Origin of the sequence: Pelagibius sp. 7325 (genome assembly GCF_037652055.1) — a bacterium.
In the GTDB taxonomy this organism is placed as follows: domain Bacteria; phylum Pseudomonadota; class Alphaproteobacteria; order Kiloniellales; family Kiloniellaceae; genus Pelagibius.
The window spans coordinates 20,401-43,643 of record NZ_JBBKAH010000014.1 but is presented as its reverse complement, the minus strand read 5'-3'; the positions used below and the strand labels follow the sequence as shown (position 1 = coordinate 43,643).

The following is a 23,243-nucleotide window of genomic DNA, read 5'->3' as shown; positions in this document are numbered from 1 at the left end:
CTCAGATCTTACCCAGTGCCCTCAAAATCTTATCCGGCGTGAACGGCATGTGCGCGAGCCGCGCCCCGAAGGGCCGCAGAGCATCGTTCAGGGCGTTCATCACGGCGCCCGGCGCCCCCGCCGTGCCCGCCTCGCCGACGCCTTTGGCGCCGAGCTCGCTGGTCTCGGTGGGGGTCGTCACATGCTCCACCACGATATCGGGCATTTCTCCGGCCATCGGCAGCAGATAGTCCGCCAGCGAGCCGTTGAGCAGCTGCCCCTCCGGCGAGTAGAGGCATTCCTCGTAAAGCGCCGCGCCGAGCCCCTGCACCACGCCGCCCCGGGTCTGCTCCGCCACCAGCAGCGGATTGATCACCGTGCCGCAGTCCTCCACGACCCAGTATTTCAGCAGTTTCAGCAGGCCGGTCTCGACATCGACCTCGATGTAGCAGGCATGGGCCGCGTTGGTGAAAGCGAAGGGGTAGCTGCGCGACGTGTAGTGCCTGGTCGCAACCAGCTCCGGCTGCAGATCCGGCGGCAGGGTGTCGCCGCGGAAGTAGACCAGGCGGCCCAGCTCCGCCAGCGGCATGCGCTCGGTGCCGTCGGACTCATCAACGATGACGCCGTCGCGGATGTCGAGGCTTTCCGGCGTGCTTTGCAGAATGGCGCCCGCGACCGCGAGGATGTTGCGGCGCAGTTCCTTGCCGGCCTGCAGCGCCGCCTCGCCGCCGATACCGGCGCCGCGAGACGCCCAGGTGCCCCCGCCGTAGGGGACCACGTCGGTGTCGCCGGTGATGACGCGCACGTGCCTCGGCTCAACACCCACGGCGGTCGCGGCGATCTGCGCGATGATCGCCTCGGTGCCCTGCCCCTGTTCGGTGACACCGGTGGCGCAGGTGATGCCGCCTGTCGGGTCGAGGCGGATGGTGCAGCCGTCCTGCGAGGCAATGCGCGCGCCGCCGACACCATAAAAGGCCGGGCTGGGGTTGGTCACCTCGATCAGGCTGGCAAAGCCGATACCCCGGTGGACGCCGCGGCCGCGCAGTTCCTGCTGCTCCCGGCGCAGGCCCTCGTAGTCCATCGTCTGCAGCAGCTTTGCCAGGCTCTCGCGGTGCGACTGGCGCTCGTAGATCGCCCCGGACGGCGAGGTGTAGGGGTAGGCGTCGTCCGCGATGAAGCTGCGCCGCCGCACTTCGGCAGGGTCCATCCCGAGGGCCGCCGCCCCCTTGTCGATCAACGCCTCGCCGACCGCGACGGCGATCGGATGGCCGACACCGCGGTACTGGCACATGACGCCCTTGTTCTGGAAAACGGCACGGGCACGGACCCGGTAGTTGCGGTGCTTGTAGGGGCCGCCCGTCAGGTTGGCGACCTGGTTCAGCTCGATGCCGCTGCTGCGGGGATAGACCGAATAGGGGCCGATGCCGGTGAGGTCGTCCATGTCGATGGCGGTTACCTCGCCTTCCGCATTGAACGCCATCTTCGCCGTCACCCGATGGTCGCGCGCATGGATGTCGGTGGTGAAGGATTCCAGCCGGTCGGCGACGAACTTTACCGGACGCCTCAGCATGACCGAGAGGGCCCCCGCGGTCATCTCGTCGGAATAGGTGTGGATCTTGATGCCGAAAGAACCGCCCACGTCCTTGCAGATCACCCGCACCCGATCCTCGTCCAGGCCCAGGTGCTTGGCGTACAGGTTCTTCGACATGTGCGGGCACTGCACCGACATGTGGAGGGTCAGCGTTTCTTCGGCCGGGTTGAAGTCGCAAACGATGGAGCGCGGCTCCAGGGTTACGCCGGTATGGCGGTTGAAATGCAGGGTTTCCTCGACAACCACGGCGGCCTCGGCGAAGGCGGCCTCCACGTCGCCGGCGTCGATGCGGCGCTCGAAGCAGAGATTGTCGCCCAGTTCCGGATGGATGACCGGCGTATCCGGATCCAGCGCTGTCTCCATATCGGCGACGGCCGGCAGTTCCCTGTAGTCGATCTCCACCAGGTCGACGGCGTCCTCGGCGAGGGCGCGGCTGGTGGCGACCACCGCCACCACCGGCTCGCCCTGGAAGAAGGCCTTGCCGTTGGCGAGCGGCCACTGAGGCGCGGACTTGATGCCCTTCAGGTGATCCAGGATGCCGACCCAGGGCGTGCAGTAGTCCTTGAGGTCCGCCATGGTGACGATGCGCACGACGCCGGGCAGCGCGGCGGCGGCCGCCGTGTCGATGGAGAGGATCTCCGCATGGGCGTAAGGGCTGCGGCAGAAGGCCAGGTGCACCATGCGCGGCAGCACGATGTCGTCGACGTAGGTGCCGCGCCCCTGAGCCAGGCGCGCGGCGTTGGGCCGCGGCACGCTTCGGCCAATATAGGAGTTCGGGCGGTCGAGCACGGTCATGGCGCGACGGTCGGTCATGTGTTCTGCCCTGACCGCTTGCGTGCCGTGGTCTCGACGGCATCGACGATGGATTGATAACCGGTGCAGCGGCAGTAGTTGCCGGAAAGCTGCTCGCGGATCTCCTCTCGGCTCGGCAATGGATTGCGCTCCAGCAGTTCGCCGGCGCTTATCAGCATGCCCGGGGTGCAGAAACCGCACTGCAGCGCGTTGCGGGCGACGAACTCGTCCTGCAGGTCTTTCAGGACACCGCGTTCGGTGACACCTTCGATGGTCTCGACCGCGGCGCCTTCGCATTGCACGGCAAGGGTCAGGCAGCCGCGCACCGCGACGCCGTCCAGCCGCAGGGTACAGGCGCCGCAGACGCCGTGCTCACAGCCGACATGCGTGCCTTTGAGGCCCAGATCGTCCCGCAGAAAATCCGCCAGCGTCAGACGCGGCTCCACGGCCCGGCTAACCGGTTCGCCGTTCACGGTAAGGTTGACGATGACGGGTTTCACCATGGCTCAGGCTTCTCCACCGGCAAAGGCCGTGAGCGCGCGCCGCGTCAGCACCTTCATGAGGTGCAACTTGGCGGCCCCGGAGGTGGTGAGATCCTCCTGCGGCGTGAAGCCTTTACCCAGGGCCGCGCAGACCGCCTCGACGTCCAGATCCGCGGCCGGCTGGCCTTCCGCCTCTGCCATGGCGGCGTCCGCCAGATGCGGCATGTCGGAAACAGCGAAAAAGGCCAGCCGCACGTCGCGAAGCACGCCGCCGCGCCGCACGGCACAGGCCGCGAGGCCGGCCATGGCATAGTCACCCTGGCGGCGCGCCACTTCGTCGAAGAACGAAACCGAGTCCGCCGCTGCCAGCGGAACGTCCACGGAAACCAGGACCTCGGTCGGCTCCAGCACCGTCGTGTAGGTGCCGGCGAAGAATTCCTCCGCAGCAATCGAGCGCTCTCCCGCGGAGCTGCGCAGATGGAACATCGCCTGCAGCGCCAGCGCGCAGGCCGGCAATTCCGAGGCCGGGTCGGCGTTGCACAACGACCCGCCCAAGGTGCCGCGGTTGCGGATGGCCGGATGAGCGATGAAGGGAATTGCACGGGCGAGCAGCGGCGCGTGGCGCGCCACCAGTTCCGAGGCCGCCACCTCGGCGTAGCGGTTCATGGCACCGATGCGCAGCATCCCGCCGGTTACGGCGATGCCGCGCAACTCGGCGACGGCGTTCATGTCGATCACGATCTCAGGGGCGGCCAGGCGCATGTTCAGCGCCGGCACCAGGCTCTGCCCACCAGCCAGAACCTTGGCTTCGTCACCGTGGCTGTCGAGCACGGCGAAGACATCCTGCAGGGACACTGCCCTGACATATTCGAATGCGCGGGGTTTCAAGCGCATCCTCCCCATCCCGGCGGGCACCCTAAGGGATGCCTCTTATTTATCGTTTGATCATTTATTATCTATCGATTGATAATTTAGCTGTCAACTCTTATCAAGTGTCCCCGGCGACGCCTGCGTGCCGTGGCGCAACCGATTGCAGCCGGGTGAGGCAGCGGGCCCGGAACCCCTGAAGCGATGCCGAAGGCCAGATGACCGGATTGCTCGACAGCCCCAAGACCAAGGCGCCCAAAGCCGCGGCGCCGAAGAAGAAGCGGATGGACCCGGACGAACGGGAAGCCCACATCGTCGCCGAAGCGGTGCGTTTCTTCGCCGAGCAGGGCTTCGAGGGCAAGACGCGCGATCTGGCAAAGCGCATCGGCATCACCCAGCCTCTGCTCTATCGCTACTTCCCCAGTAAGGAGAGCCTGATCGAGCGCGTGTACCAAGAGGTCTACGTGCAGCGGTGGAACCCGGACTGGGAAAGCCTCATCACCGACCGGCAGATGCCGCTAGCCGACCGCCTGAGCCGGTTCTACCGGGAATATTCGCGCGCCGTGTACGACTACGTCTGGGTACGGATGTTCGTCTACTCGGGCCTGAAGGGCGTCGACATCAACGACCGCTATCTCCGCGGCATCAAGGACAAGGTGCTGCGCCCGATCTGCACTGAGCTGCGCCATGCCCACGGCCTTCCCTCGCCGAACGAGGTGCCCATCGGCGAGCAGGAGCTGGAGCTCGCCTGGGGCCTGCACGGCAGCTTCTTCTATCGCGCGATCCGACGCTACGTCTATAACCTGACGTCGGCCGCCGACAGCGATGTCGCCATCGACAACGAGGTCCGCGTGTTTCTCGCCGGAGTCGAGCCGGTGCAACGGCAGTTGGTAGAGACCCAGGCCGAACAGCCCGCTCACTGATCGTCCGTGCGCCGATCCGCTAGCGAAACGGCCACGGCAGATCAAAGTAAGCCTGCAGCAGACCGCCCGGCAGCACGAGGTTGAGCGCCCGGATCAGCATGAGCATGAAGGCGCAGGCCACGCCGGTCAGCAGAGCGATGCGCGCCCAGGAAATCCGGGCCATGACACGCAGGAACACAACGAAGAAGACGATGAGGGCGGCAAAGAACCCAAGGAGGGCGATCGCCGCAACGAAGGCGGCAAGCCAGCCAAGCATGGCCCAGGCGCCGCCTCTCACGTCATTTTCGCGCGGCGCCAGTTCGGCATCGAAGTTGGCGCTGGTCGTAAGTCTTCCCCGCAGCAGCGGCAGTAGGACGAAGCCGCTGGCCACCATCCCGACGAGGCCGATGGCGATCGGGAAGATCGCCGCCAGCAGCGATACCGACAGGCCGGAGACCACCGCGAAGGCGAAGGCCGCCGTGGTCGCCGCGGCGAAGGCCACCTGCGGCCAGACCTGGCCCGGCCCGGCCAGCGCCGAGCTGCCCTCGGTATGGACCGCGGCGACGGCCTCGCCGGGGCGCTTGCGCACACTGAGCCATATCGACAGGACAGTGACGGCAATGATCAGCAGGACGAGAGGCCGTCCCATGAAGCCCCAGCCGGAGAACTGCACCGCCTGATAGAGATAGCGCTCCGACTGGGTGGCCAGGGCGAAGCCGATCAGGAAGGCTGGACGTGGCCAGCCGAAGCGCCGCAGGAAAATGCCGATCGCCCCCATCACGAGCAGCGCGATCATGTCTTGAAGCGAGCGCGTCGCCTGGAACGCGGCGAAGGAAACGATCATGATCATGAAAGGCGCGATCAACGCGTAGGGGATCGTCGTCAGGCGGGCGATGTAAGGCGCCAGCGCAATGCACAGCGCCGTCCCGAGCACGCTCGCCACGGCAAGCGACCAGACCACGGTGTAGGTCAGGTCGAGGTCGCGCGCCGGATCGGCCATCGAGGGGCCCGGCTGCACGCCGATGAGAATGAGCGCGGAGAGAAACACCGCCGTCGCACCGGAGCCGGGGATGCCGAACAGCAGCGTTGGGATCAGCGTACCGCCGGCGCAGGCGTTGTTGGCGGATTCCGGCGCGATCACCCCGCGGATGTCGCCTTTCCCGAATTCGCTGCGGTCCTTCGACATCTGCACGACGTGGCCGTAGGCGATCCAGTCCACCACCGAGCCGCCGAGGCCGGGCATCGCGCCGATGAGCGTGCCGAGGCCCGAGCAGCGCAACACCAGCCACCTGCACGCCCAGGTGTCCCGCAAGCCCTGGCGCCAGCCCTTGCCCAGCGTGTGAGTGCTGCCGGCGATGCTCGACTGGCTGCGCAGCAGGTCGACGATCTCCGGCACGGCGAAGAGGCCGAGCGCCACGATGACCAGCGGAACGCCGTCGATCAGGTAGAGCGAGCCGAACTCCATGCGGTACTCGCCGGTGGCCGGCGCGTCGCCGACCATGCCGAATACCAGCCCCAGGGCCGCCGTCGCTATACCCTTGGTCAGACTGGTGCCGGCCAGCACGCCGACCATGGAGAGCCCGAAGATGGTAAGGGCGAAGAGCTCCGAGGTTCCGAAGCTGAGAATGACGGGCCGCGCGATGACCACGAAGGCGGTCAGCACCAGGGCACCGAACACGCCCCCCACCATCGAGGCCGCGAAGGCGGCGGCGAGCGCGCGCGCCGCCTCACCCTTCTTCGCCAGCGGGAAGCCGTCCAGCACCGTCGCCTGGCTTGCCGTCGAACCCGGAATGCCCATCAGGATGGAGGCGAAGGTGTCCGACGTCGGGATGACCGCCAGCACGCCGACCATCATCGCCAAGGCGTGGGTCGCTTCCATGCCGTAGAGAAAGGGCAGCAGCAGCGACAGGCCGACAATGCCGCCGAGCCCTGGCAGCACGCCGACGACGAGACCCAGCACCACGCCCGTCGACAGCGCGGTCATATGCTGAAAAGTCAGAAGGGTCGCAAGGGCGGTGAAAAAGGTATCGACCACAGGGCACCCAAAGGGACTGGTGCGTTTCGACCGGCTGCCGCCCGGTCCGGAGGGACCGAGCGGACAGGTTTACATGCGGCTAGATCTGGACGTTGTAGTTCGTCCGCAGATAGTCCTGCATCCAGGCTTTGGCTTCGGGCGAGATCGTGGTCGCGATCGCGAAGAGGCGCTGCGCGGCAGGCCCGGTCCCTTGCATGTAGGCACCAAGCACCTTTTCCTTATTCGCCTGCAGATCGGGATCGGCAACGGCGTTGGCGAAGGCCGTGCGGTAGGCCTCGACGATCTCGGGCGCCACCGACTTCGGCAGCACCACCATCTTCTGGGCCGGGAAGCCCGCGCTGAAGAACGCGATATAGGCGTCGAGCTTCTCGCTCGGCTCCGGCGGCCTGCCGTACATCATCTCATAAGCTTCCAGGAAGTGCGGAATGTCCGGAAAGGTGGGATCGCGCACCACATTGCCGTCCGCGTCGAGCGCCCCCAGCGAGAACAGCGGCACCGCCTTGCCGGCCTCGACCAGCGGCACGATGTTGGCAAGGTAGCTGGACGAGGTCTGGTAGTCGATGTTGGCTTCGCCCCGCTCGAACGCCAGGCGCGTCTCGCCGCGGCTCGACATACCGAAGACGTGCCGCACCTTGAGGCCGAGGAGATCGTAGGCCAGCATCAACACAAGATCGAGCGAGGTCGCGCCGGTGTTGGCGAAGACGAACTCGCGCTCCAGCAGCGCCTTGCCCTGCGACATGTCCGCGACGCCGTAGTCGCCCGGGATGTAGACGACACCCCCCGTCGGCGACACCAGGACCGGCGTGAAGTCTTTGTAGTCGTACTGCACGCGGCGATCGCCGAGCAGATAGGGGAACTGGTTGGAGCCCGAGACGCCGAGGATGGCGAGGCCGTCGTCCTGAGGGCGTTGTGCGAAGGCGTTGACGCCGGACAATCCACCGCCGCCCGGCACGTTGCGCACCAGCACCGTCGGATTGCCGGGCAGATGCTTGGCCAGATAGGGCGCGAAGAACCGCGCCCAGGCGTCACTGCCGCCGCCCTCGCCAAAAGGAATCGTCCATTCCACCGTCTTGCCGGCAAACGACACCGCACCCTGCGCGGCGGCCCAGCCGGGCAGCACGGCAACCGAGCCGGCGGCCACGGTCCATCCTAGAATCTCTCGACGACTGATGTTCATCTCGGGGCTCCTCACCTTTTTTCGTTCCACCGCCGCGCCCGGCACTCTCTGGCGGGGCGTGGCAGGCTTGCCTTTGCGGCGTTCACGCGGTCGTTCGGCGCCGCCCTCGGCATCGCCGGGACGCCACGTCGTTCGGGGAGTCCATCGTCATTTCGGTCGCCTCCCTTCCCTTGCATTGTTCTGATAGATGAAATATATGATCTAACTATCAAAACCATTATCACCGGCGGTCGGCGCGGTCAAGCCGCCGCCGGCTTGCCAGCAGGAGGAGAGCTCACGTGCCACCGGTCACCAAGTCGCTCGGCGATGGCACCCAGTCGGTGCTGTTGACGGTGCGGATCCTCGAGCGCCTCGCCGCCGGCAACGGCCCGGTCAGCATCAGCGACCTGGCGCGCGATATCGGCACCTCGAAGAGCCGCATCTATCGCCATCTGCAGACCTTGGCGGCCTGCGACTACGTGGCAAGCCCGCAAGCGGGCGGTGAATACGAGGTCGGCAAGAAGCTGCTGGCGTTCTGCCGGACGATCAGCGAGCGCTTCGACCTCGTCACCGTGGCGCAGCCGATCATGGCGGACCTGCGCAGCCACTTCGGGCATACGGTCATCCTGTCGCGGGTCGATGCGGAAGGCCCCGTGGTGCTGAAAACCACCGACAGCGACTCGTCCGTCACCATCGCTATCCGCCCCGGCACGGTGCTGCCCTTCGAAGGCTCCGCGCAGGGCAAGATCGCAACCGTCTTCGCGCCGGCCGAGCGCCGCGCCGGCAACGGCGCCCTCGCCCGTGCCTACAAGAAGCTCAGCGCCGATCACCCGGAGGAGTTCACGGCGATCAGCCGCAACGAATGGTCGACGGGGCATATCCGAGAGGGACTCTTCGGCCTCGCGGCGCCGGTTTTCGCCAGGAACGGTATGCTGATCGCGACGCTCGCCCTCCTCGACACCCGCGCGATGATGGGGGACGACGCGGGCGAGCGCAAAGGCGCCTACCTGCGCAACGCCGCGCGCCGGCTGTCGCACGAGCTCGATCTCGCCGGCATCCAGTCCGCCTGAGCCCTCGCCACGGCGTGCCGTCGTTCTGATAGTTGAAGCTATCTTGTCAGCGAACAGAACACCTGTTAGGCAGGGCTCATGCCATCCCGTCCGCGGGAAAACCACGAAGGATAGCACGCGCTTGGATGCAGTGAATCAGGCAACGGAGCCGGGCGGCGCGGCGACGCAGGATGCGCCGCTGGTGGATGCCCACGCCCACATTTACCGCCTCGACATGCCGATGCCGTCAACGGCATGGCATCGACCGACACGCGATGCCACGCTGGAAGATCTTATCGCCGAACTTGACGCTGCGGGCGTGCGCTACGCGGCCCTCGCCGCCGCCAGCATCAACGGCGACTACAACGACTACATGCTGGAAGCCGTGCGGCGCCATCCGCGGCTGCGCACCACGGTCATCGTGCAACCCGACATCGACCCCTTCATCCTGCGCATGATGAAGGACATCGGCGTCGTGGGCATCCGCTTGCAGTTCCGCAACGTCGAGGCACCGCCGGACCTCGCCTCCTTCCCCTATCAGAAGCTGCTGCGGCGCGTGGCCGATCTCGACTGGCACGTCCACCTGCACGACGAAGGCGACCGGCTGCCGCAATTTCTCGACCACCTCGAACGGGCCGGGCCCAAGCTGGTCATCGATCATTTCGGTCGCCCGCCGGCGCCCGCCGGCACCAGTTCACCGGGCTTCCAGCGGCTTCTCGACTCGGTGGAGCGCGGCAATACCTGGGTGAAGCTGTCGGCTGCCTTCCGGCTGCAGCAGCCGACGTTGGCAAGAGCGCTCGCCGAGGCGCTGATCGACCGCGCCGGCCCTGAGCGCCTGCTATGGGGCAGCGACTGGCCCTTCGCCGCTTACGAGGACAGCGTTACTTACGCCAAGGCCGTCGAACTCTATCGCGAGATCGTGCCTGACCCTGTGGTGCGCCAGGCGATCGACCGCACGGCCTACGACCTCTATTTTCGCCAGGAATAAGACCCATGCCGGTGACACGCCGCGATCTCGAGCTTCAAACCGTCGACGACGTGACAATCGCCGTGCGCGAGGTAAAGCCTGCCGGGCCTGCCGTGACCAAAGGCACGCCCATCGTCCTGCTGCACGGTACGCGTATTCCGGGACTGAGCGAGTACGATCTGCCGGTGCCCAACGGCTCGCTGGCGCAAGATCTCGCCCTCGCCGGCCATGTCTGTTTCATTCTGGATGCGCGCGGCTTCGGGCGCTCGCAGCGGCCGGCGGCCATGGATCGCCCGCCATCGGAATCGGCGCCGCTTTCGCGCTGCATGGAGATCGTGCGCGACGTGGATGCCGCAGTCGACGCCCTGCGCGCGGCGACCGGCTTTGACAGGGTCGCCCTCATGGGCTGGGGCGTTGGCTCCACCGTGGTCCTGATGCACGCCGCGATCTGGCCGGAGAAGGTCAGCCACCTCGTGCTCTACAACGTGCTCTATGGCGGCAGCTCGGAGCATCCCCGCTATCGGAACCACCCTCTGGAAGACCCCAAGCAGCCGGGGCATTTCAACGCCGCGCACTACGGCGGTTACAGCTACAACGATCCACAGATGCTCATGGACAAATGGGACCAGTCGATCCCCATCGCGGACAAGAACGCCTGGCGCGACCCCGCCGTCGCCCGCGCGTTCGCGCAGGCCCTGCTCGACGGCGACCCCACCGCGATGACCCGCGAACCGCCGACCTATCGCAGCCCCAACGGCATGCTCGAGGACAGCTACTACATGGGCCGCGGCCAGAAACTCGTCCACGCCAGCCAGGTTTACGCCAAGGTTCTGATCATCCGGCCCGGCCTCGACTACTTTTCGCGCAAGGACGACGTCGCCAGCCTGTGTGACGACCTGGTGCATGCCGAGGAGGTCGAATTGTGGGAGCCGGAGAATGCGACCCACTACATCATCCTGGACCGCCCCGAACGGGGACGCACGGCTGCCATCGAGAAAATCCAGTCATTCCTCCGGCGCTAGGGTGCTTCCTTCGGACGTGCGCCACGGCCGTTGCCCCCGCAGTAGACCCCACGGGTAGCGGAGACGTCCTCATTTTCTTTGCTGTGATGCTGGCACGGCTGGAACATCGCCCTCCGCGGTTCGTTGCCATGAAATGGGAGAGATTTCGCCCAGACCCGATGATGCCAGATCGCTGGACGACCTCGAGAGTCTGCTCGAGGAGATCGGCGACACCGCAGATGCGGCCGACCGCCAGGTGACGGTGGGCGATCTTCTGGACCGTATCGGGACCCGCTCGTTCGGTGCTTTCCTGCTGCTTCCGGCCTTGATTGCTTTCACGCCGCTGGGCGGCATTCCCGGCTTGCCGACGGCCATGGCCGCGGTGGTGATCGTGATCGCCGGGCAACTTGTCATCGGGCTCGACCATTTCTGGCTGCCCGATATGATTCTGCGGCGCAGCGTCAAACCGGACAAGCTTCGCAAGTCGGCCGATGTCCTGCAGCGGCCGGCACGTTGGGCGGACAAGCTGATCCGCCCCCGCCTGACCGGCTTGACCCGGGAGCCCTTCGTTCACCTCGCCGCTTTTGCCTGCATCCTGCTCGCGCTGACGGTGCCGCCTCTGGAGATCGTTCCTTTCGCCGGCAGCGTGTCCTGGGCCGCTATCGGGATCTTCGGCCTGGCATTGATCGCTCGCGACGGCCTCCTGTCGCTGATCGCCTTGGGCTTCTCGCTGGGCGCCGGCTGGGTCGTCTATCGCACCTTGCTGTGAAGCCGAGCCCGGATGCGTCGCAAGAGGGGCGCCGCTTTGACACGGCGGGCGCACAATCGGGCAGGAACCCTTTGCCGCGGACGCGGTTTTGAGATGAAAGGGCAGCGGTCGCCCGCTGCCGTTTCCAACCGCTCGCGACAGCCATCAACAAGGCTGGGAAAGGATCCACAATGGATAAAACGCAGCAGCCGCCCCAGCATCAAGAGCGCCAACCGGGGCGTGAGGACAGAATGGATCCGCCGCCCGATTACATGCCGCGCTTTCCCGGCAGCGGACGCCTTGATGGAAAAGTCGCTCTGATCACCGGCGGCGACAGCGGCATCGGCCGCGCCGTAGCGGTCGCCATGGCGCGCGAGGGTGCCTCGATCGGCATCGTCTACCTGGAAGAAGATCAGGACGCGGAAGAAACCAGTCGTGCGGTTCGGGAAGAAGGGAGTGACATCATTCAAATCGCCGGCGACATCGGCGACGAGGATTTCTGCCGCGAGGCGGTGAAGCGCACCATCGCGGAATATGGCCGGCTCGACGTCCTGGTGAACAATGCCGCCGAACAGCACGAGGTGTCGGACTTCCGCGACCTCTCCGCCGAACAATTGCAGCGCACGTTCAAGACCAATGTTTTCGGCTACTTCTACATGACCAAAGCTGCGCTCGAACATATCGGGGCCGGCGGCTCCATCGTGAACACGACCTCCATCACGGCCTACCAGGGCTACCCGGATATGGTCGACTACAGCGCGACGCGCGGCGCCATTGTCTCATTCACCCGGTCGATGGCCGGCGCGCTCGTCGAGCGCGGCATCCGGGTGAACGCGGTGGCCCCGGGACCGATCTGGACCCCGTTGATTCCGGCATCCTTCGACGCTGAAAAGGTCGCGCGGCATGGGTCCTCGGCGCCGATGGGGCGTGCCGGCCAGCCGAACGAGGTTGCCTCTTGCTACGTCTTCCTCGCCAGCGAAGAGGGCTCCTACATGACGGGGCAGGTCCTGCACCCCAACGGCGGCAACATCGTCGGCTCATGACGCAAGGAGGCCCGCTTCCGATCCCACCCATGTCCGGGCGCGGCAGGCGGGAGCGGGTGACCGGTCACCCGCTCTCTCCCCGCCCCGGCGGGATCCGCCCTGCCTCTCCCCATCCCTCTTCCAAGGCCCCGCGCCGCATCAGCCACAGCGCAAGGCACCACCAGAAGATCGCCCAGGCCGCGCCGGCCGCCCAGCCGGCGAGCACGTCACTCGGCCAGTGGACACCGAGATAGACGCGGCTGACGCCGACGCTGAGCGTGACGAGCACCGCGAGTGCCAGGAGATAGAGCTTCAGCCGCCAGCGGCGTTGCACCCGGATCAGCACCGCAGCGAGAGTCAGATAGACGATCCCGGCGGTCATGGAATGGCCGCTGGGGAAGCTGCTGGTATAGATAGCCGTCGCATGCTCCACCAGGTCCGGTCGAGGACGTCCGAATCCGGCCTTCAGCAACGAGCCGACCATGACACCGGAGCCGATCGCCGACAGCACGAATACGGCGACCCTGCGCTTGCCCAGGAGCAGCAGATAGGTGGCGGATGCCAAGGTGACGAAACCGACCACCAGGTTTCCGCCGAGCGCCGTGACGTCTCGCATTACCTCTTCGAACCACACCGGCCCCAGCGGGTCTTGCCGGTCGTCCGCCGTGCGCAAAGCCAGCAGGATCGTTCTGTCGAAGTTCTCCAGCTCCCCCTCGGATATCTCGTCGGCGATACCCACGAACGTCCAGATTCCGCCCGCCATGAGGCAGAGCAAGATCATCAGCCAAAGTTCCCGCAGGCCGATTCTGGCCAAAGTCTTGGATCGCAGCTTTTGCGCGCGCAACGTCTCCGCGGAGTCGCGCAGCACCCCCTGTAACCGGCGCAGGGATAGGCGCGACAGTCGCATCAGCGGGGTGGCGGTGCCACGTTATCGGCAACGTAAGCACCCCGCTCCCCGATCGGCCGGGTCGGGCCGGTCGTCGTATCGCGGTAGGTCTGGTGCTCCAGCTCGGCGTTGATTTCGGCGCCGAGACAGACCGCGAAAGCCGAGATGTAGAACCACAACAGCAGGATCACGACCGCACCAATCGACCCGAAGGTCTGATCGTAGTGCGCAAAATTCGCCACGTAGAAGGAGAACAGCAGAGAACTCACCATCCACAGCAGCGTGGCGACGATGGCACCCGGTGTGACCCAGCGGAAGCGCGGCGACGCGCGGCAGGGCGCGACGCGATAGAGCACCGCCAGCGCGAAGATCGCGGCAATGCACAGCGCCCCCCACTGCAGCACGCCCAAACCAAAGGTAACCAGTCGACCGAGGTTCAGCACGGCGGCGGCGGCCGGCAGGGCGGCGATCGCGGTGATCGAGAGAATGAAGAAGCAGACGCCCCCGAGGGTAAGGCCCAGTGCGACCAGGTTGCGCCGAATGACGCCGCGCCGCTCTGGTTGCTGGTAGGCCACGTTCATCGCAATCATCAGCGCCTGGACGGCACGTGATGCCCCCCAGGTGGCCAGTGCGAAGCTGGCCAGCAAACCGAAGCCCAGCTCGCTGCCCGCACTGTCGCGGATACGGTCGAGCTGATCGACCAGCATGGCATAGGCATCCGCAGGCAACACGTCGCTGAAGGTCGCCAGCCGGTCGCGCACTTCGGCGGGGTCGCTGAACACGCCATAAAGCATGATGAGCACGGCGATGCCCGGGAAGACGCCGAGCAGGCAATAATAGCTGATGCCGGCCGAAATGATGGACAGCCGATCCTCGGCCATCTCGCCGTAGACCCGCTTCAAGATCTGCCACCAGCCGCGCCGGGGGATCGCGAGGGGCCGGTCGGCATACTCGCCCCGCTCCCCCGCATAGTACTTCGACATCGTTGCGCCGTGTCAGCCGGCGCCGCGCTGAGCGGCCGTGGGCTCGGCTGTGCCTGTGCCCCCGGGACTTCCCAGGGCAGCTTGACGAGCCCCGCCCCTTTCAATCACGGCCAGCGCGGCGGCCGCCCTTGGCGCACGAGAATCGGCGGCATCCCGCCGGACAGCTGCGGGTCTCTGGTCGCGGCTGCTCGCAATCATGAGCCAGGCCAGACCGATACCGACAAGAATTGCCGGCACCGGATTGTCGCGCAGAGTGACGCCGAGATTGCGGGCGAAGATACCACCCTGGCTGACCACCGCGGATGTCAACTGGCCGGCGACCTGGCGCGGCGAGAAATGCTGTTGCAGCAGGGCCAATTTCCGATCGATCTCGGCGCGAGTGTCGGCAATTTCCTGCTCAAGCTGATCGGGTGAGGCAGGCTGTCTGGTCTCGGCGTTGCTTCCCATGGCTCCTGCTCGCTGATGCCGTTTAAATGGAACGGGTATCGAAGCAACGCCCCGGGGCCGGTTTCCGTTCCATGCCCCCGGCGGTCGGACAATTGGGCCCGCCTTTAGCCGGCGAGCAGGTTTTCGATCCGGATCGGCAATTGGCGGATGCGGATGCCGGTCGCGTGGTAGACCGCGTTGGCAACCGCGGCGTTGGTGCCGACATTGCCAAGCTCACCCAACCCCTTGATGCCGAGCGGATTGATCTCGTAGTCCTCCTCGCGAAGGGTGATAGCCTGGATGTCGCCGATGTCGGCATTCACCGGGATGAGGTACTCGGCAAGATCCGTGCTGCCGTAGCGGGCCGTGCGGCGATCGATCTCCGTCGCCTCGTGGAGCGCGGCCGATATGCCCCAGATAAGCCCGCCGATCAGCTGGCTTTCCGCCGTCCGCTGGCTGATGATGCGGCCGGCCGCGAAGGCGCCGACCGCGCGCGGACAGCGGATTTCCCGTGTTTGGCGGTGAACCCGGACCTCGACCATAATGGCGCCGAAGGCGGCCTGGACCCTGTCGCTGCGTTCGGTGCCGCCGGTAAAGGCCGGCAGGCCACGGTGCAGTTGCTGCAGGCCCTCAGGCTTCACACCGTCCGGGAGATTTTCAGTCTCAATCGTAATGCCGCCCTCTCCGGTGCGGCGCAGCACCTCTCGCAGCGGCTCACTGTGCCCGCCGGGGCCGTGCAGGCGGCCGTCGGTCAGGGTGAGGTCGGCCGCCTTCATACCGGCGAAGGGACCATCCGCCGTAACCGCGGCCTCGGCAAGCCGCCGCCCGATCTTGCCACAGGCCTGAGCAATGGCGTTGCAGAGGCTCGCAGTCGTGTTCGAGCCGCCGGCAATCGGGCCGGCCGGCAATGCGGTATCACCGAGTTCGACAGTCACATCCTCGACGGGCACGCCCAGCAACTCCGCCGCCGTCAACGCCGCCACCGTATAGGCGCCGGTGCCGATATCATGGGCCGCCGAGCCTACCTGCACCTTGCCCTCCGGCGTGACGGTCACGCGCACCGCCGCCGGGGCGATCACCGTGGGATACATCGTGGCCGCGCAGCCCCAGCCCAGGTCCCAGTCGCCGTCGCGCATCGCACCGGGCTGCGGATCACGGTTCTGCCATCCGAAGGCTGCCGCCGCCGCGTCGAAGCAGGGCATCAGCGCGCGGCTGGTCCAGGGCAGGCCGCCGATCGGCTCCTTGTTGCTGTCGTTCACCCGCCTCAGCTCGACCGGATCCATGCCGAGTTCCACCGCCAGTTCGTCCATCGCCGATTCGAGCGCGAACAGATAAGGCACCTCCGGCGGCGAGCGCATGAAGCCCGGGGTGTTGCGATCGGCATGGGTGATCGAAACCCGCGACCAGACATTCGGACAATTATAAAGCCGGGTCGTGACCTCGGTGCCCGAGACATTGTAGGGGTCCGGCCGGCTGGTCACCTCCCAGCCTTCGTGCATCAGCGCGCGGAGGCGACCATCCCTGTCCGCGCCCAGGCGGACATGGTGGCGCGTCTCGGCGCGGTAGGTGGCGATGGTGAATCCCTGGGCGCGACTGACCGCCAGCTTCACCGGACGCTGCAGGCGCTTCGCCGCGAGGGCGACCAGCGCCGTCCGCTGCGTGAGGGAGCCGCGTGATCCGAAGGCGCCGCCGACATAGCGCGACACGACCCGGATGTCCTCCGGGTCCATCTGCAGCTGTTGCGCGATGCCGTGCTTCACGCCATAGACGTTCTGGCTCGGCTCCCAGATCGTCAGCTGGTCGCCGTCCCAGGCGCAGGTCGTGGTGAACAGCTCGATGGGGTTATGGTGCTGCGTCGGTGTTTCGTAGCGCGCATCCAAAGTAACGGGCGATGCTTCAAAGGCCTCTTGTGCATCGCCAACGGCGGGATCCTGATGGCTCGACATGGCATCCGCCACGGGCTCGGTCTCCGCGCACGCGGCGTCGAACCCCGCTGCGGGCTGTTCCTCGTCATAGCTGATCTCCAGGCGCTGCGCTGCCTCGCGGGCCGCCTCGAAGCTCTCCGCCACCGTCATGGCAACGATCTGGCCGGCGTGGCGCACCTCGGGTGAACTGAGCGGCCGCATGGTCGAGCTGAAGTAGCCGCCGGAGGCGAAGAAATCACCAGGCCCAACCCGCTCGCCGACGTTTTCGTAGGTGAGAATGTCGAGCAGACCGGGCACGTCGCGCGCCGCCCCTTCATCGATCCGCGCGATGCGGCCGCGCGCGATCGCGCTGGTACGCAGGTAGGCGTAGGCAGGCTTGTCGACCTTAACGTCCGAACCATAACGGGCAGCACCCGTCACTTTCAGCCGGCCGTCGACGCGCGGCACATCTGCGCCCGCCGCCCTTTCCGCCGAGGCGTTCTTCGCATTCATCAGGAGAGCTCCATTGCTGCCGCGCGACACAGGGCCGCCGTCAGGCAGCGGCGCCCCAGTTCAATCTTGTAGGCATTGTCCGGCCGCGGATCGGCGCCGGAGAAAGCCGCCTCCGCCGCCATCTCCGCCTGCTCGCGAGAGAAGGGCTTTCCGACCAGCAGAGCCTCTGCCTCGTGGCTGCGCCACGGTCGCGTCGCCACGCCGCCGAGCGCGATCCGCGCCGCCTGAACCTTCCCCCCAGCGGAATCCATGTCCAGGGCGATGGCCGCGGACGCCAGAGCAAAAGCGAAGGACTCCCGGTCGCGGACCTTGAGGAAGATCGACCGGCGCGTCCAGGGCGCGGCCTCGATCGAGAAGCTGGTAATCAACTCACCCGGCTGCAGCACGGTTTCGATATGCGGCGTTTCCCCGGGAGGAACGTGAAGATCCTCAAAGCTCAGGCTGCGCGGCCCCTCCGGACCAGCGACCATCACACTGGCGTCCAGCGCGATAAGGGCCTGGGCGAAATCGCCCGGGTAGGTGGCGATGCATTGCGAACTGGTGCCCAACACCGCATGTGTGCGGTTGAGGCCCTCAAGCGCGGCACAGCCGCTGCCCGGCACGCGCTTGTTGCAGGCGCTGGTGTCAGGATCGCGAAAGTAGGCGCAGCGGGTACGCTGCAGCACGTTGCCGCCCAGTGTCGCCATGTGACGCAGCTGAGTACTGGCCGCCTTCTCGAGCGACTGGGCGATCATCGGGTAGTCGCGCCGGATCTCAGGGTGTTCCGCGGCATCCGCCATGCGCACCAGCGCCCCCAGCTTCAGTCCGCTGCGGTTCACCTCGATCGAACCGAAGTGGTCTTCCAGGCTGCCGATGTCAACGACCGTCGAGGGCCTGAGAACGTCGAGCTTCATCAGGTCCAGCAAGGTCGTGCCGCCGGCAAGATAAGAGGCGTTCGCGTCGGCCGCGCTCTGAACCGCTGCATCGATATCCTGCGCGCGTTCGTAGTGAAAGGAGCGCATCAGTCGGAGTCCCTCATTGCCGCATCGCGCGCCTGCCGAACGGCCGCCACGATGCGCGGGTAGGCGGCGCAGCGGCACAGGTTGCCGCTCATGTATTCGCGGATTTCGTCATCGCTGTCGGCATGTCCTTCCTCAAGGCAGCCGACCGCAGCCATCACCTGGCCCGGCGTGCAGTAACCGCACTGAAAGGCATCCTGGTCGATGAAGGCCTGCTGCACGGGATGCAGCACGCCGTCATCGGGGCTCAGGCCCTCGATCGTTGTGACCGGCTCGCGAACCGACGCCAGCAGGGTAAGACAGGAAAGCACGCGCCGCTCGCCGAGCTGCACCGTGCAGGCGCCGCACTGACCATGATCGCAGCCCTTCTTCGTCCCGGTGAGGTCAAGGTGTTCGCGCAAGGCATCGAGCAAGGTCGTGCGCGCATCCACCTCAAGATCGTAGCGACTGCCGTTTATGGTAATGTCCATGGAAGGTCCTCTGAACGCCGGGTTACTGCATTGCAAACACCCCTCAACGCCGCATCGTTCCCTAGTTCGCGGGAAAAAGGCTGGCCGCGCCGACTCACCCTTTCGAAGCGAAAGCTACGCACGGTTCTGGAACTCATGGGCGCCGGGTCGAATTGGTCCTTCAGAAAGCCGTCAGACCAAAGCAACCAAGGGAGTAATGATATGACCCGTTCCCGGATACTCGTCTCTTCCGCCGCGATTGCCGCGGCCCTGAGCGCCGGGTCCGCGATGGCCGCCGGCGACCAGGTGGAAGCGCGCGGTGATGCCGCCGAGACCGTCCGCAATGCCACTGCGGTGGTCGAGCAGATGAAAGCCGACCAACGCCTCTCGGGCCTGCTGGAGCAGTCCAAAGGCGTGTTCGTCGTGCCTGACCTTCTGAAGGGCGCCTTCATCGTCGGCGCCCAGGGCGGCGATGGTGTTCTGCTGTCTCATCAGAACTCCGAGTGGAGCGAGCCCGCATTCTATTCGCTGGGTTCGGTCAGCATCGGCGCGCAGGGGGGCGGCGAGCAAGGTGCCGTCGCCATGATCCTGATGTCCGACGCTGCCATCGAGCGCTTCCGGTCCAGCGACGACTTCTCATTCGACGCTGAAGCCGGCGTTACGCTGGTCGACTACCACGCTTCGGCGCAGGCCGACCTCGCGGATAACGACGTTGTCGTATGGTCCGACAAGGAAGGCGCCTTCGTCGGCGCTTCGATCAGCGCCTCCGACATCTCCGTCGATGAGGAAGCAAACCGCGCCTACTACAGCGGGGACGCGACCCCCGAGGTGATTCTGCGCGGCGGCGTGGAAAGCGCCGACAACGACAGGCTGCAGGAAGCCCTGCGGCAATAGCAGATAGACTCTGCCCAACCAGCCGGAACCCGCGGCGTGCACGCGCCGCGGGTTTCTCGGCTCCGGCAACGGCAACTCACCGTGGAGGTCACAGATGAAGTGGAAGCAGCTTAATGACGGCGATCTGCGTAGCTTCGCCGTCATATTCGACAGCGGCGACGAAGTGGTACGCGATCTGACGACCTTCGCGCAGGAGCAAAAACTGACCGCTGCGCAATTCACCGGGATCGGGGCCTTTCAGCGCGTGACGCTGGGCTTTTTTGATTGGGAATCCAAGGACTATGAGGAAATTCCCGTTGACGAGCAGGTCGAGGTTGTGGCGCTGCTGGGCGACATCGCTGTCGGCGCCGACGATGCGCCCGCGCTGCATCCCCATGTGGTGGTATCGCGGCGCGACGGCAGCGCGCTGGGCGGCCACCTGCTGAAAGGGACAGTGCGCCCGACCTTGGAGGTTGTGCTGCACGAGACGCCGGCTCACCTGCGGCGGTGCAAGGACAAGGAAACCGGCCTAGCGCTCATCAGCATCTAGCGCCGCCAGTGCGGGGGTCAGCCAGCCTCGCGGCGGACGTCGTCGAGCTTCTTGGCAAGATCGGCAGCCACCAGGGCGGCGAGCAGCCGCGGCAAATCGCTTTTTCTCTCGACAGCGCGGGCGAGGTCCGCCGCGTCCTTGCCCAGACCCACCTTGGCCGCCGCCTGCAGCGCCCTTTTGTCCGCAAAAGGATAGAGTTCCGGCCAGGCGCACTGGACCTCGCGGAAGAAGATATCAGCGCCGACGTCGCCGATGCCTTTGAACTGCTTCACGAGCATGCGTTCGCGTGCCGGATCGTGCCCGGCCTCCTGACGCAGACGGCGCAGATCACCGCCGTAGCGCTCCAGCAGCATCTCGGTGCTATCGGCGATATACCGGGAAGTGCTTTCGTCATAGCGCGCATAACCGGCGCGGTTCAGCACCTTCACCCGCCGCGCCCAGGTCACTTTCGCCATCTTCTGCGGCGTGCGCCACCCCTGCGCGAACAGCGCGCCTGCGGCGGACTCCGCCTGATCCGCCCCAATACGGGCACTGAACAGGAGAGAAGCGACGAGCCATCGGAAGAGAACCGCCGGCTTGTCCTGACTGACCTCGATCTTCAGCCGATCGGCGGGACTCTTCGGATAGCGCTGCAGCAGGACACGGGCGAGACTGCGCTTGCTGGCTTCAGGCATGGCTTCCCCCTCCCCGGCATGCAGCATAGGTCGCGCCGGCTTGCCGGCCCGCAGGGCCGGACTCGGTTCCGCGATGACGAAGTCCAGCCGCGACGGCGCGGTCATGCGGGTGAGATCGACAGAGATATCCTGAAGACATCATGGAAGTGCCCTCATACTGGGAGTGCCTTATGAGGAACCGAATATCCATGGGGAGTGTTCCCTTTCTGCGCAAGAATTGTTCCGCCTCACCGATAGGGGAGCAGAGGCAATGCAAGTCAAAGAATTTATGCAGCCGACTTCCGAGGTTGTTCACCTAGACCAAAACCTGCTCGATGCCGGCATCCGAATGCGGCAGTATCGTCTCAGCGCCCTTGCCGTAGTGGACGGCGACGAGATCGTCGGGCTGCTGACGCCGGACGACATCGAGGCGACTGCCTCGCAGAAAGACAACGACCTCTCGCGAAAGGCGGTGCGTGATCACATGTCGGCCGAGATTGCCTTCTGCCGGCCGACCGAAAACATCGAAACCGCCCGCACGATCATGCGGGAACGCGGCTTCACGCGATTGCTCGTGCTGGACGATCACCGGCGCTTATGCGGTCTGGTGACGGCGGAGGATCTTAAACGCGTCGGTGAAGAGCCTGAGGCATCGGCATCGGAACATGTCGTCACCACCCCCGGCCGGCGCGGTGGCAGCGAGTTGCATCAGCCGGACAGCTATTCGCTTCGCCCGCGCCTCAAGGAGTAACAGCGGGGGTGCCCCGGGCGTCAGGCGCCTGAGGCTGCGCCCTGTTCCATCGGCAGGCCAGCCGCCCGCCATTCCGGCAGGCCATCCTGCAGCCGGCGTACTTTGAAACCGCGCGCGCGCAGCGCCGCCACAGCTTCGAAAGACAGCACGCAATAGGGACCCCGGCAGTAGGCGACGATCTCCTGTCGCGGGTCCAGTTCCGACAACCGGGCCTCCAGTTCCACCAGCGGGATGTTGACAGCCCCCGGCAGATGCGCGGCCGCGAACTCGTCAGCGGGCCGCACGTCGAGGACCGTCACCAGGCCACCGCGCGTACGCTCCAGCAATTCTTCGCGCGTCACAGGCTCCAGGCTGTCGCGCTCAGCGAAATGGCTGCGCAGGATGCGGTCGACCTCCGCGAGGTTGCGCTCGCCGACGTCGAACAGCGCCCGCATCAGCATGACCACGCGCTCGTCTGTGAGGCGGTAGAGGACGAACTTGCCGTCCCGGCGCGAGGCGACCAAGCCTGCGCGCTTCAGCTGCTGCAGGTGCTGGGAAACGTTGGCGATAGAGAGACTGATGCGCTTGGCCAGCGCCTCCACGCCCCGTTCACCCTGGGCGAGATGCTCCAGCATCTCCAACCGCTTCGGTGATCCCAGCGCGCGCGCCACGGCGGCGAATTCCGCCAGGAGCGCCTGCTTGGGGCCAATTGACATCCCTGCCATCCTTAAACTATATCATTCAATAAAGTTCTTGAATATAGATTGCCGGCGGCCCGCTGGCAAGGAAGGGCAGCGTCCGTGACCGACCTCCTGCTGGCAAACGAGCCGGTCCTCCGCCTCGCCTTCTTCTTCGGCGTGCTGGCCGCCCTCATGCTGGCTGAGGCGGTCGTGCCGCGCCGCCGGCGGGCGATTCCGCGCCTCACGCGCTGGGTCGGCAATCTCGGCATCGTGGTGATCGACACCCTGCTGCTGCGTCTCCTCTTCCCGCTGGCCGCCGTCGGCTTCGCGCTCGTCGCCGAGGAGCGCGGCTGGGGCCTCTTCAACACCTTGGCGGTGCCCGGCTGGCTCGCCTTTGTCGTCTCCCTGCTGGCGTTGGACCTCGCCATCTACCTGCAGCACGTGATGTTTCATGCGGTCCCGGCATTCTGGCGGCTACATCGCATGCACCATGCCGATCTCGACTTCGACGTCACCACCGGCCTGCGCTTTCATCCGGTCGAGATCCTGCTCTCCATGGGCCTGAAGATCGGGGTGGTCGCCGCGCTCGGCCCCCCGGCGGTGGCGGTGCTGGTGTTCGAAGTGCTGCTGAACGCGACGGCCATGTTCAACCATTCGAACCTGAAACTGCCGCTAGGGCTCGACCGCGTGCTGCGCCTCCTCGTGGTGACGCCCGACATGCACCGCGTGCACCACTCGATTCATCCCAACGAGACCAACAGCAACTTCGGCTTCAACTTCCCCTGGTGGGACCGCCTGCTCGGCACCTACACGCCGCAGCCGCGGGAAGGCCACGAGGCCATGACCATCGGCATCGAACAGTTCCGCACAGTGGGCGACCTGCGCCTCGACCGCATGCTGATCCAGCCAGTGAAGGGGCCGGCGAGCGGCTATTCCCTCAACCGCAGAGAAGAGCAAGCTGACAAGATCCGGCGCGGCGGCTGACGCCGGCCGCCCCCGCCGCGGTG

General features: G+C 66.1%; 23 protein-coding genes. 10 read left to right on the top strand and 13 right to left on the bottom strand.

Going from position 1 to position 23,243, the window contains the following annotated elements:
- Position 1: 1 nt before the first annotated feature.
- From WDC82_RS23790 to WDC82_RS23780, 3 genes are read right to left on the bottom strand one after another with little or no spacing between them, the layout of a single operon-like run.
- Positions 2-2,383 carry a xanthine dehydrogenase family protein molybdopterin-binding subunit gene (locus WDC82_RS23790; RefSeq protein WP_340119918.1) on the bottom strand — a complete coding sequence of 794 codons (2,382 nt, stop codon included), beginning with the start codon at positions 2,381-2,383 and terminating at the stop codon, positions 2-4.
- Positions 2,380-2,865 (bottom strand): (2Fe-2S)-binding protein, encoded by a 486-nt coding sequence (locus WDC82_RS23785; RefSeq protein ID WP_340119916.1) that lies wholly within the window; start codon positions 2,863-2,865, stop codon positions 2,380-2,382. Before WDC82_RS23785 ends, WDC82_RS23790 begins: the two co-directional genes overlap by 4 nt.
- A 3-nt stretch (positions 2,866-2,868) precedes the next feature.
- Positions 2,869-3,732 (bottom strand): xanthine dehydrogenase family protein subunit M, encoded by an 864-nt coding sequence (locus WDC82_RS23780; protein WP_340119915.1) that lies wholly within the window; start codon positions 3,730-3,732, stop codon positions 2,869-2,871.
- Between the two features lie 197 nt (positions 3,733-3,929).
- Between WDC82_RS23780 and WDC82_RS23775 the strand changes: the two genes are divergently transcribed.
- On the top strand, positions 3,930-4,634 hold the full coding sequence (locus WDC82_RS23775) for a TetR/AcrR family transcriptional regulator (protein WP_340119913.1): 705 nt from the start codon (positions 3,930-3,932) through the stop codon (positions 4,632-4,634).
- 19 nt (positions 4,635-4,653) lie between these two features.
- On the opposite strand, the gene WDC82_RS23770 is transcribed toward WDC82_RS23775, so the two are convergent.
- A complete protein-coding gene (locus WDC82_RS23770; RefSeq protein ID WP_340119912.1) occupies positions 4,654-6,648 on the bottom strand; it encodes a tripartite tricarboxylate transporter permease in 1,995 nt (664 codons plus the stop codon).
- A 79-nt stretch (positions 6,649-6,727) separates the two neighbouring features.
- Positions 6,728-7,825 (bottom strand): tricarboxylate transporter, encoded by a 1,098-nt coding sequence (locus WDC82_RS23765; protein WP_340119911.1) that lies wholly within the window; start codon positions 7,823-7,825, stop codon positions 6,728-6,730.
- A 278-nt stretch (positions 7,826-8,103) separates the two neighbouring features.
- On the opposite strand from WDC82_RS23765, the gene WDC82_RS23760 reads away from it, so the two are divergent.
- The 5 genes from WDC82_RS23760 to WDC82_RS23740 all read left to right on the top strand — a co-directional run bounded on the left by WDC82_RS23760 (position 8,104) and on the right by WDC82_RS23740 (position 12,612).
- A complete protein-coding gene (locus tag WDC82_RS23760; RefSeq protein ID WP_340119910.1) occupies positions 8,104-8,874 on the top strand; it encodes a helix-turn-helix domain-containing protein in 771 nt (256 codons plus the stop codon).
- 130 nt (positions 8,875-9,004) lie between these two features.
- Entirely contained in the window at positions 9,005-9,841 is an 837-nt protein-coding gene (locus WDC82_RS23755) for an amidohydrolase family protein (protein WP_340120000.1), read from the top strand.
- A 5-nt stretch (positions 9,842-9,846) separates the two neighbouring features.
- Positions 9,847-10,842, top strand: coding sequence for an alpha/beta hydrolase (locus WDC82_RS23750; protein ID WP_340119909.1), 996 nt, complete (start codon positions 9,847-9,849; stop codon positions 10,840-10,842).
- Positions 10,843-10,975: 133 nt separating this feature from the next.
- Positions 10,976-11,590 (top strand): exopolysaccharide biosynthesis protein, encoded by a 615-nt coding sequence (locus WDC82_RS23745; protein WP_340119908.1) that lies wholly within the window; start codon positions 10,976-10,978, stop codon positions 11,588-11,590.
- 170 nt (positions 11,591-11,760) lie between these two features.
- On the top strand, positions 11,761-12,612 hold the full coding sequence (locus WDC82_RS23740) for an SDR family oxidoreductase (protein WP_340119907.1): 852 nt from the start codon (positions 11,761-11,763) through the stop codon (positions 12,610-12,612).
- 64 nt (positions 12,613-12,676) lie between these two features.
- On the opposite strand, the gene WDC82_RS23735 is transcribed toward WDC82_RS23740, so the two are convergent.
- The 6 genes from WDC82_RS23735 to WDC82_RS23710 all read right to left on the bottom strand — a co-directional run bounded on the left by WDC82_RS23735 (position 12,677) and on the right by WDC82_RS23710 (position 18,771).
- Entirely contained in the window at positions 12,677-13,459 is a 783-nt protein-coding gene (locus WDC82_RS23735) for a phosphatase PAP2 family protein (protein WP_340119906.1), read from the bottom strand.
- A gap of 38 nt (positions 13,460-13,497) precedes the next feature.
- Entirely contained in the window at positions 13,498-14,460 is a 963-nt protein-coding gene (locus WDC82_RS23730; protein ID WP_340119905.1) for a YihY/virulence factor BrkB family protein, read from the bottom strand.
- Between the two features lie 12 nt (positions 14,461-14,472).
- Positions 14,473-14,907, bottom strand: coding sequence for a DUF3618 domain-containing protein (locus tag WDC82_RS23725; RefSeq protein ID WP_340119904.1), 435 nt, complete (start codon positions 14,905-14,907; stop codon positions 14,473-14,475).
- 104 nt (positions 14,908-15,011) lie between these two features.
- Positions 15,012-17,303, bottom strand: a complete 2,292-nt coding sequence (locus WDC82_RS23720; protein WP_340119903.1) for a xanthine dehydrogenase family protein molybdopterin-binding subunit — start codon at positions 17,301-17,303, stop codon at positions 15,012-15,014.
- Positions 17,303-18,304, bottom strand: coding sequence for a xanthine dehydrogenase family protein subunit M (locus WDC82_RS23715; RefSeq protein ID WP_340119902.1), 1,002 nt, complete (start codon positions 18,302-18,304; stop codon positions 17,303-17,305). Before WDC82_RS23715 ends, WDC82_RS23720 begins: the two co-directional genes overlap by 1 nt.
- Complete coding sequence (locus WDC82_RS23710) at positions 18,304-18,771, bottom strand: (2Fe-2S)-binding protein (RefSeq protein ID WP_340119901.1); 468 nt, start codon at positions 18,769-18,771, stop codon at positions 18,304-18,306. The genes WDC82_RS23715 and WDC82_RS23710 overlap by 1 nt, the downstream gene beginning before the upstream one ends.
- A 201-nt stretch (positions 18,772-18,972) precedes the next feature.
- Between WDC82_RS23710 and WDC82_RS23705 the strand changes: the two genes are divergently transcribed.
- Positions 18,973-19,644: a lipid-binding SYLF domain-containing protein gene (locus WDC82_RS23705; RefSeq protein WP_340119900.1), complete on the top strand. Its 672-nt coding sequence runs from the start codon at positions 18,973-18,975 to the stop codon at positions 19,642-19,644.
- Between the two features lie 94 nt (positions 19,645-19,738).
- On the top strand, positions 19,739-20,173 hold the full coding sequence (locus WDC82_RS23700) for a PPC domain-containing DNA-binding protein (protein ID WP_340119899.1): 435 nt from the start codon (positions 19,739-19,741) through the stop codon (positions 20,171-20,173).
- 17 nt (positions 20,174-20,190) lie between these two features.
- On the opposite strand, the gene WDC82_RS23695 is transcribed toward WDC82_RS23700, so the two are convergent.
- Entirely contained in the window at positions 20,191-20,952 is a 762-nt protein-coding gene (locus tag WDC82_RS23695) for a hypothetical protein (protein WP_340119898.1), read from the bottom strand.
- Positions 20,953-21,097: 145 nt separating this feature from the next.
- On the opposite strand from WDC82_RS23695, the gene WDC82_RS23690 reads away from it, so the two are divergent.
- Positions 21,098-21,577 (top strand): CBS domain-containing protein, encoded by a 480-nt coding sequence (locus WDC82_RS23690; RefSeq protein WP_340119897.1) that lies wholly within the window; start codon positions 21,098-21,100, stop codon positions 21,575-21,577.
- Positions 21,578-21,597: 20 nt separating this feature from the next.
- Here the strand turns inward: WDC82_RS23690 and WDC82_RS23685 are convergent, their stop codons facing one another.
- A complete protein-coding gene (locus tag WDC82_RS23685) occupies positions 21,598-22,272 on the bottom strand; it encodes a metalloregulator ArsR/SmtB family transcription factor (RefSeq protein WP_340119896.1) in 675 nt (224 codons plus the stop codon).
- An 84-nt stretch (positions 22,273-22,356) separates the two neighbouring features.
- Between WDC82_RS23685 and WDC82_RS23680 the strand changes: the two genes are divergently transcribed.
- Positions 22,357-23,220: a sterol desaturase family protein gene (locus WDC82_RS23680; RefSeq protein WP_340119895.1), complete on the top strand. Its 864-nt coding sequence runs from the start codon at positions 22,357-22,359 to the stop codon at positions 23,218-23,220.
- Positions 23,221-23,243: the final 23 nt, after the last annotated feature.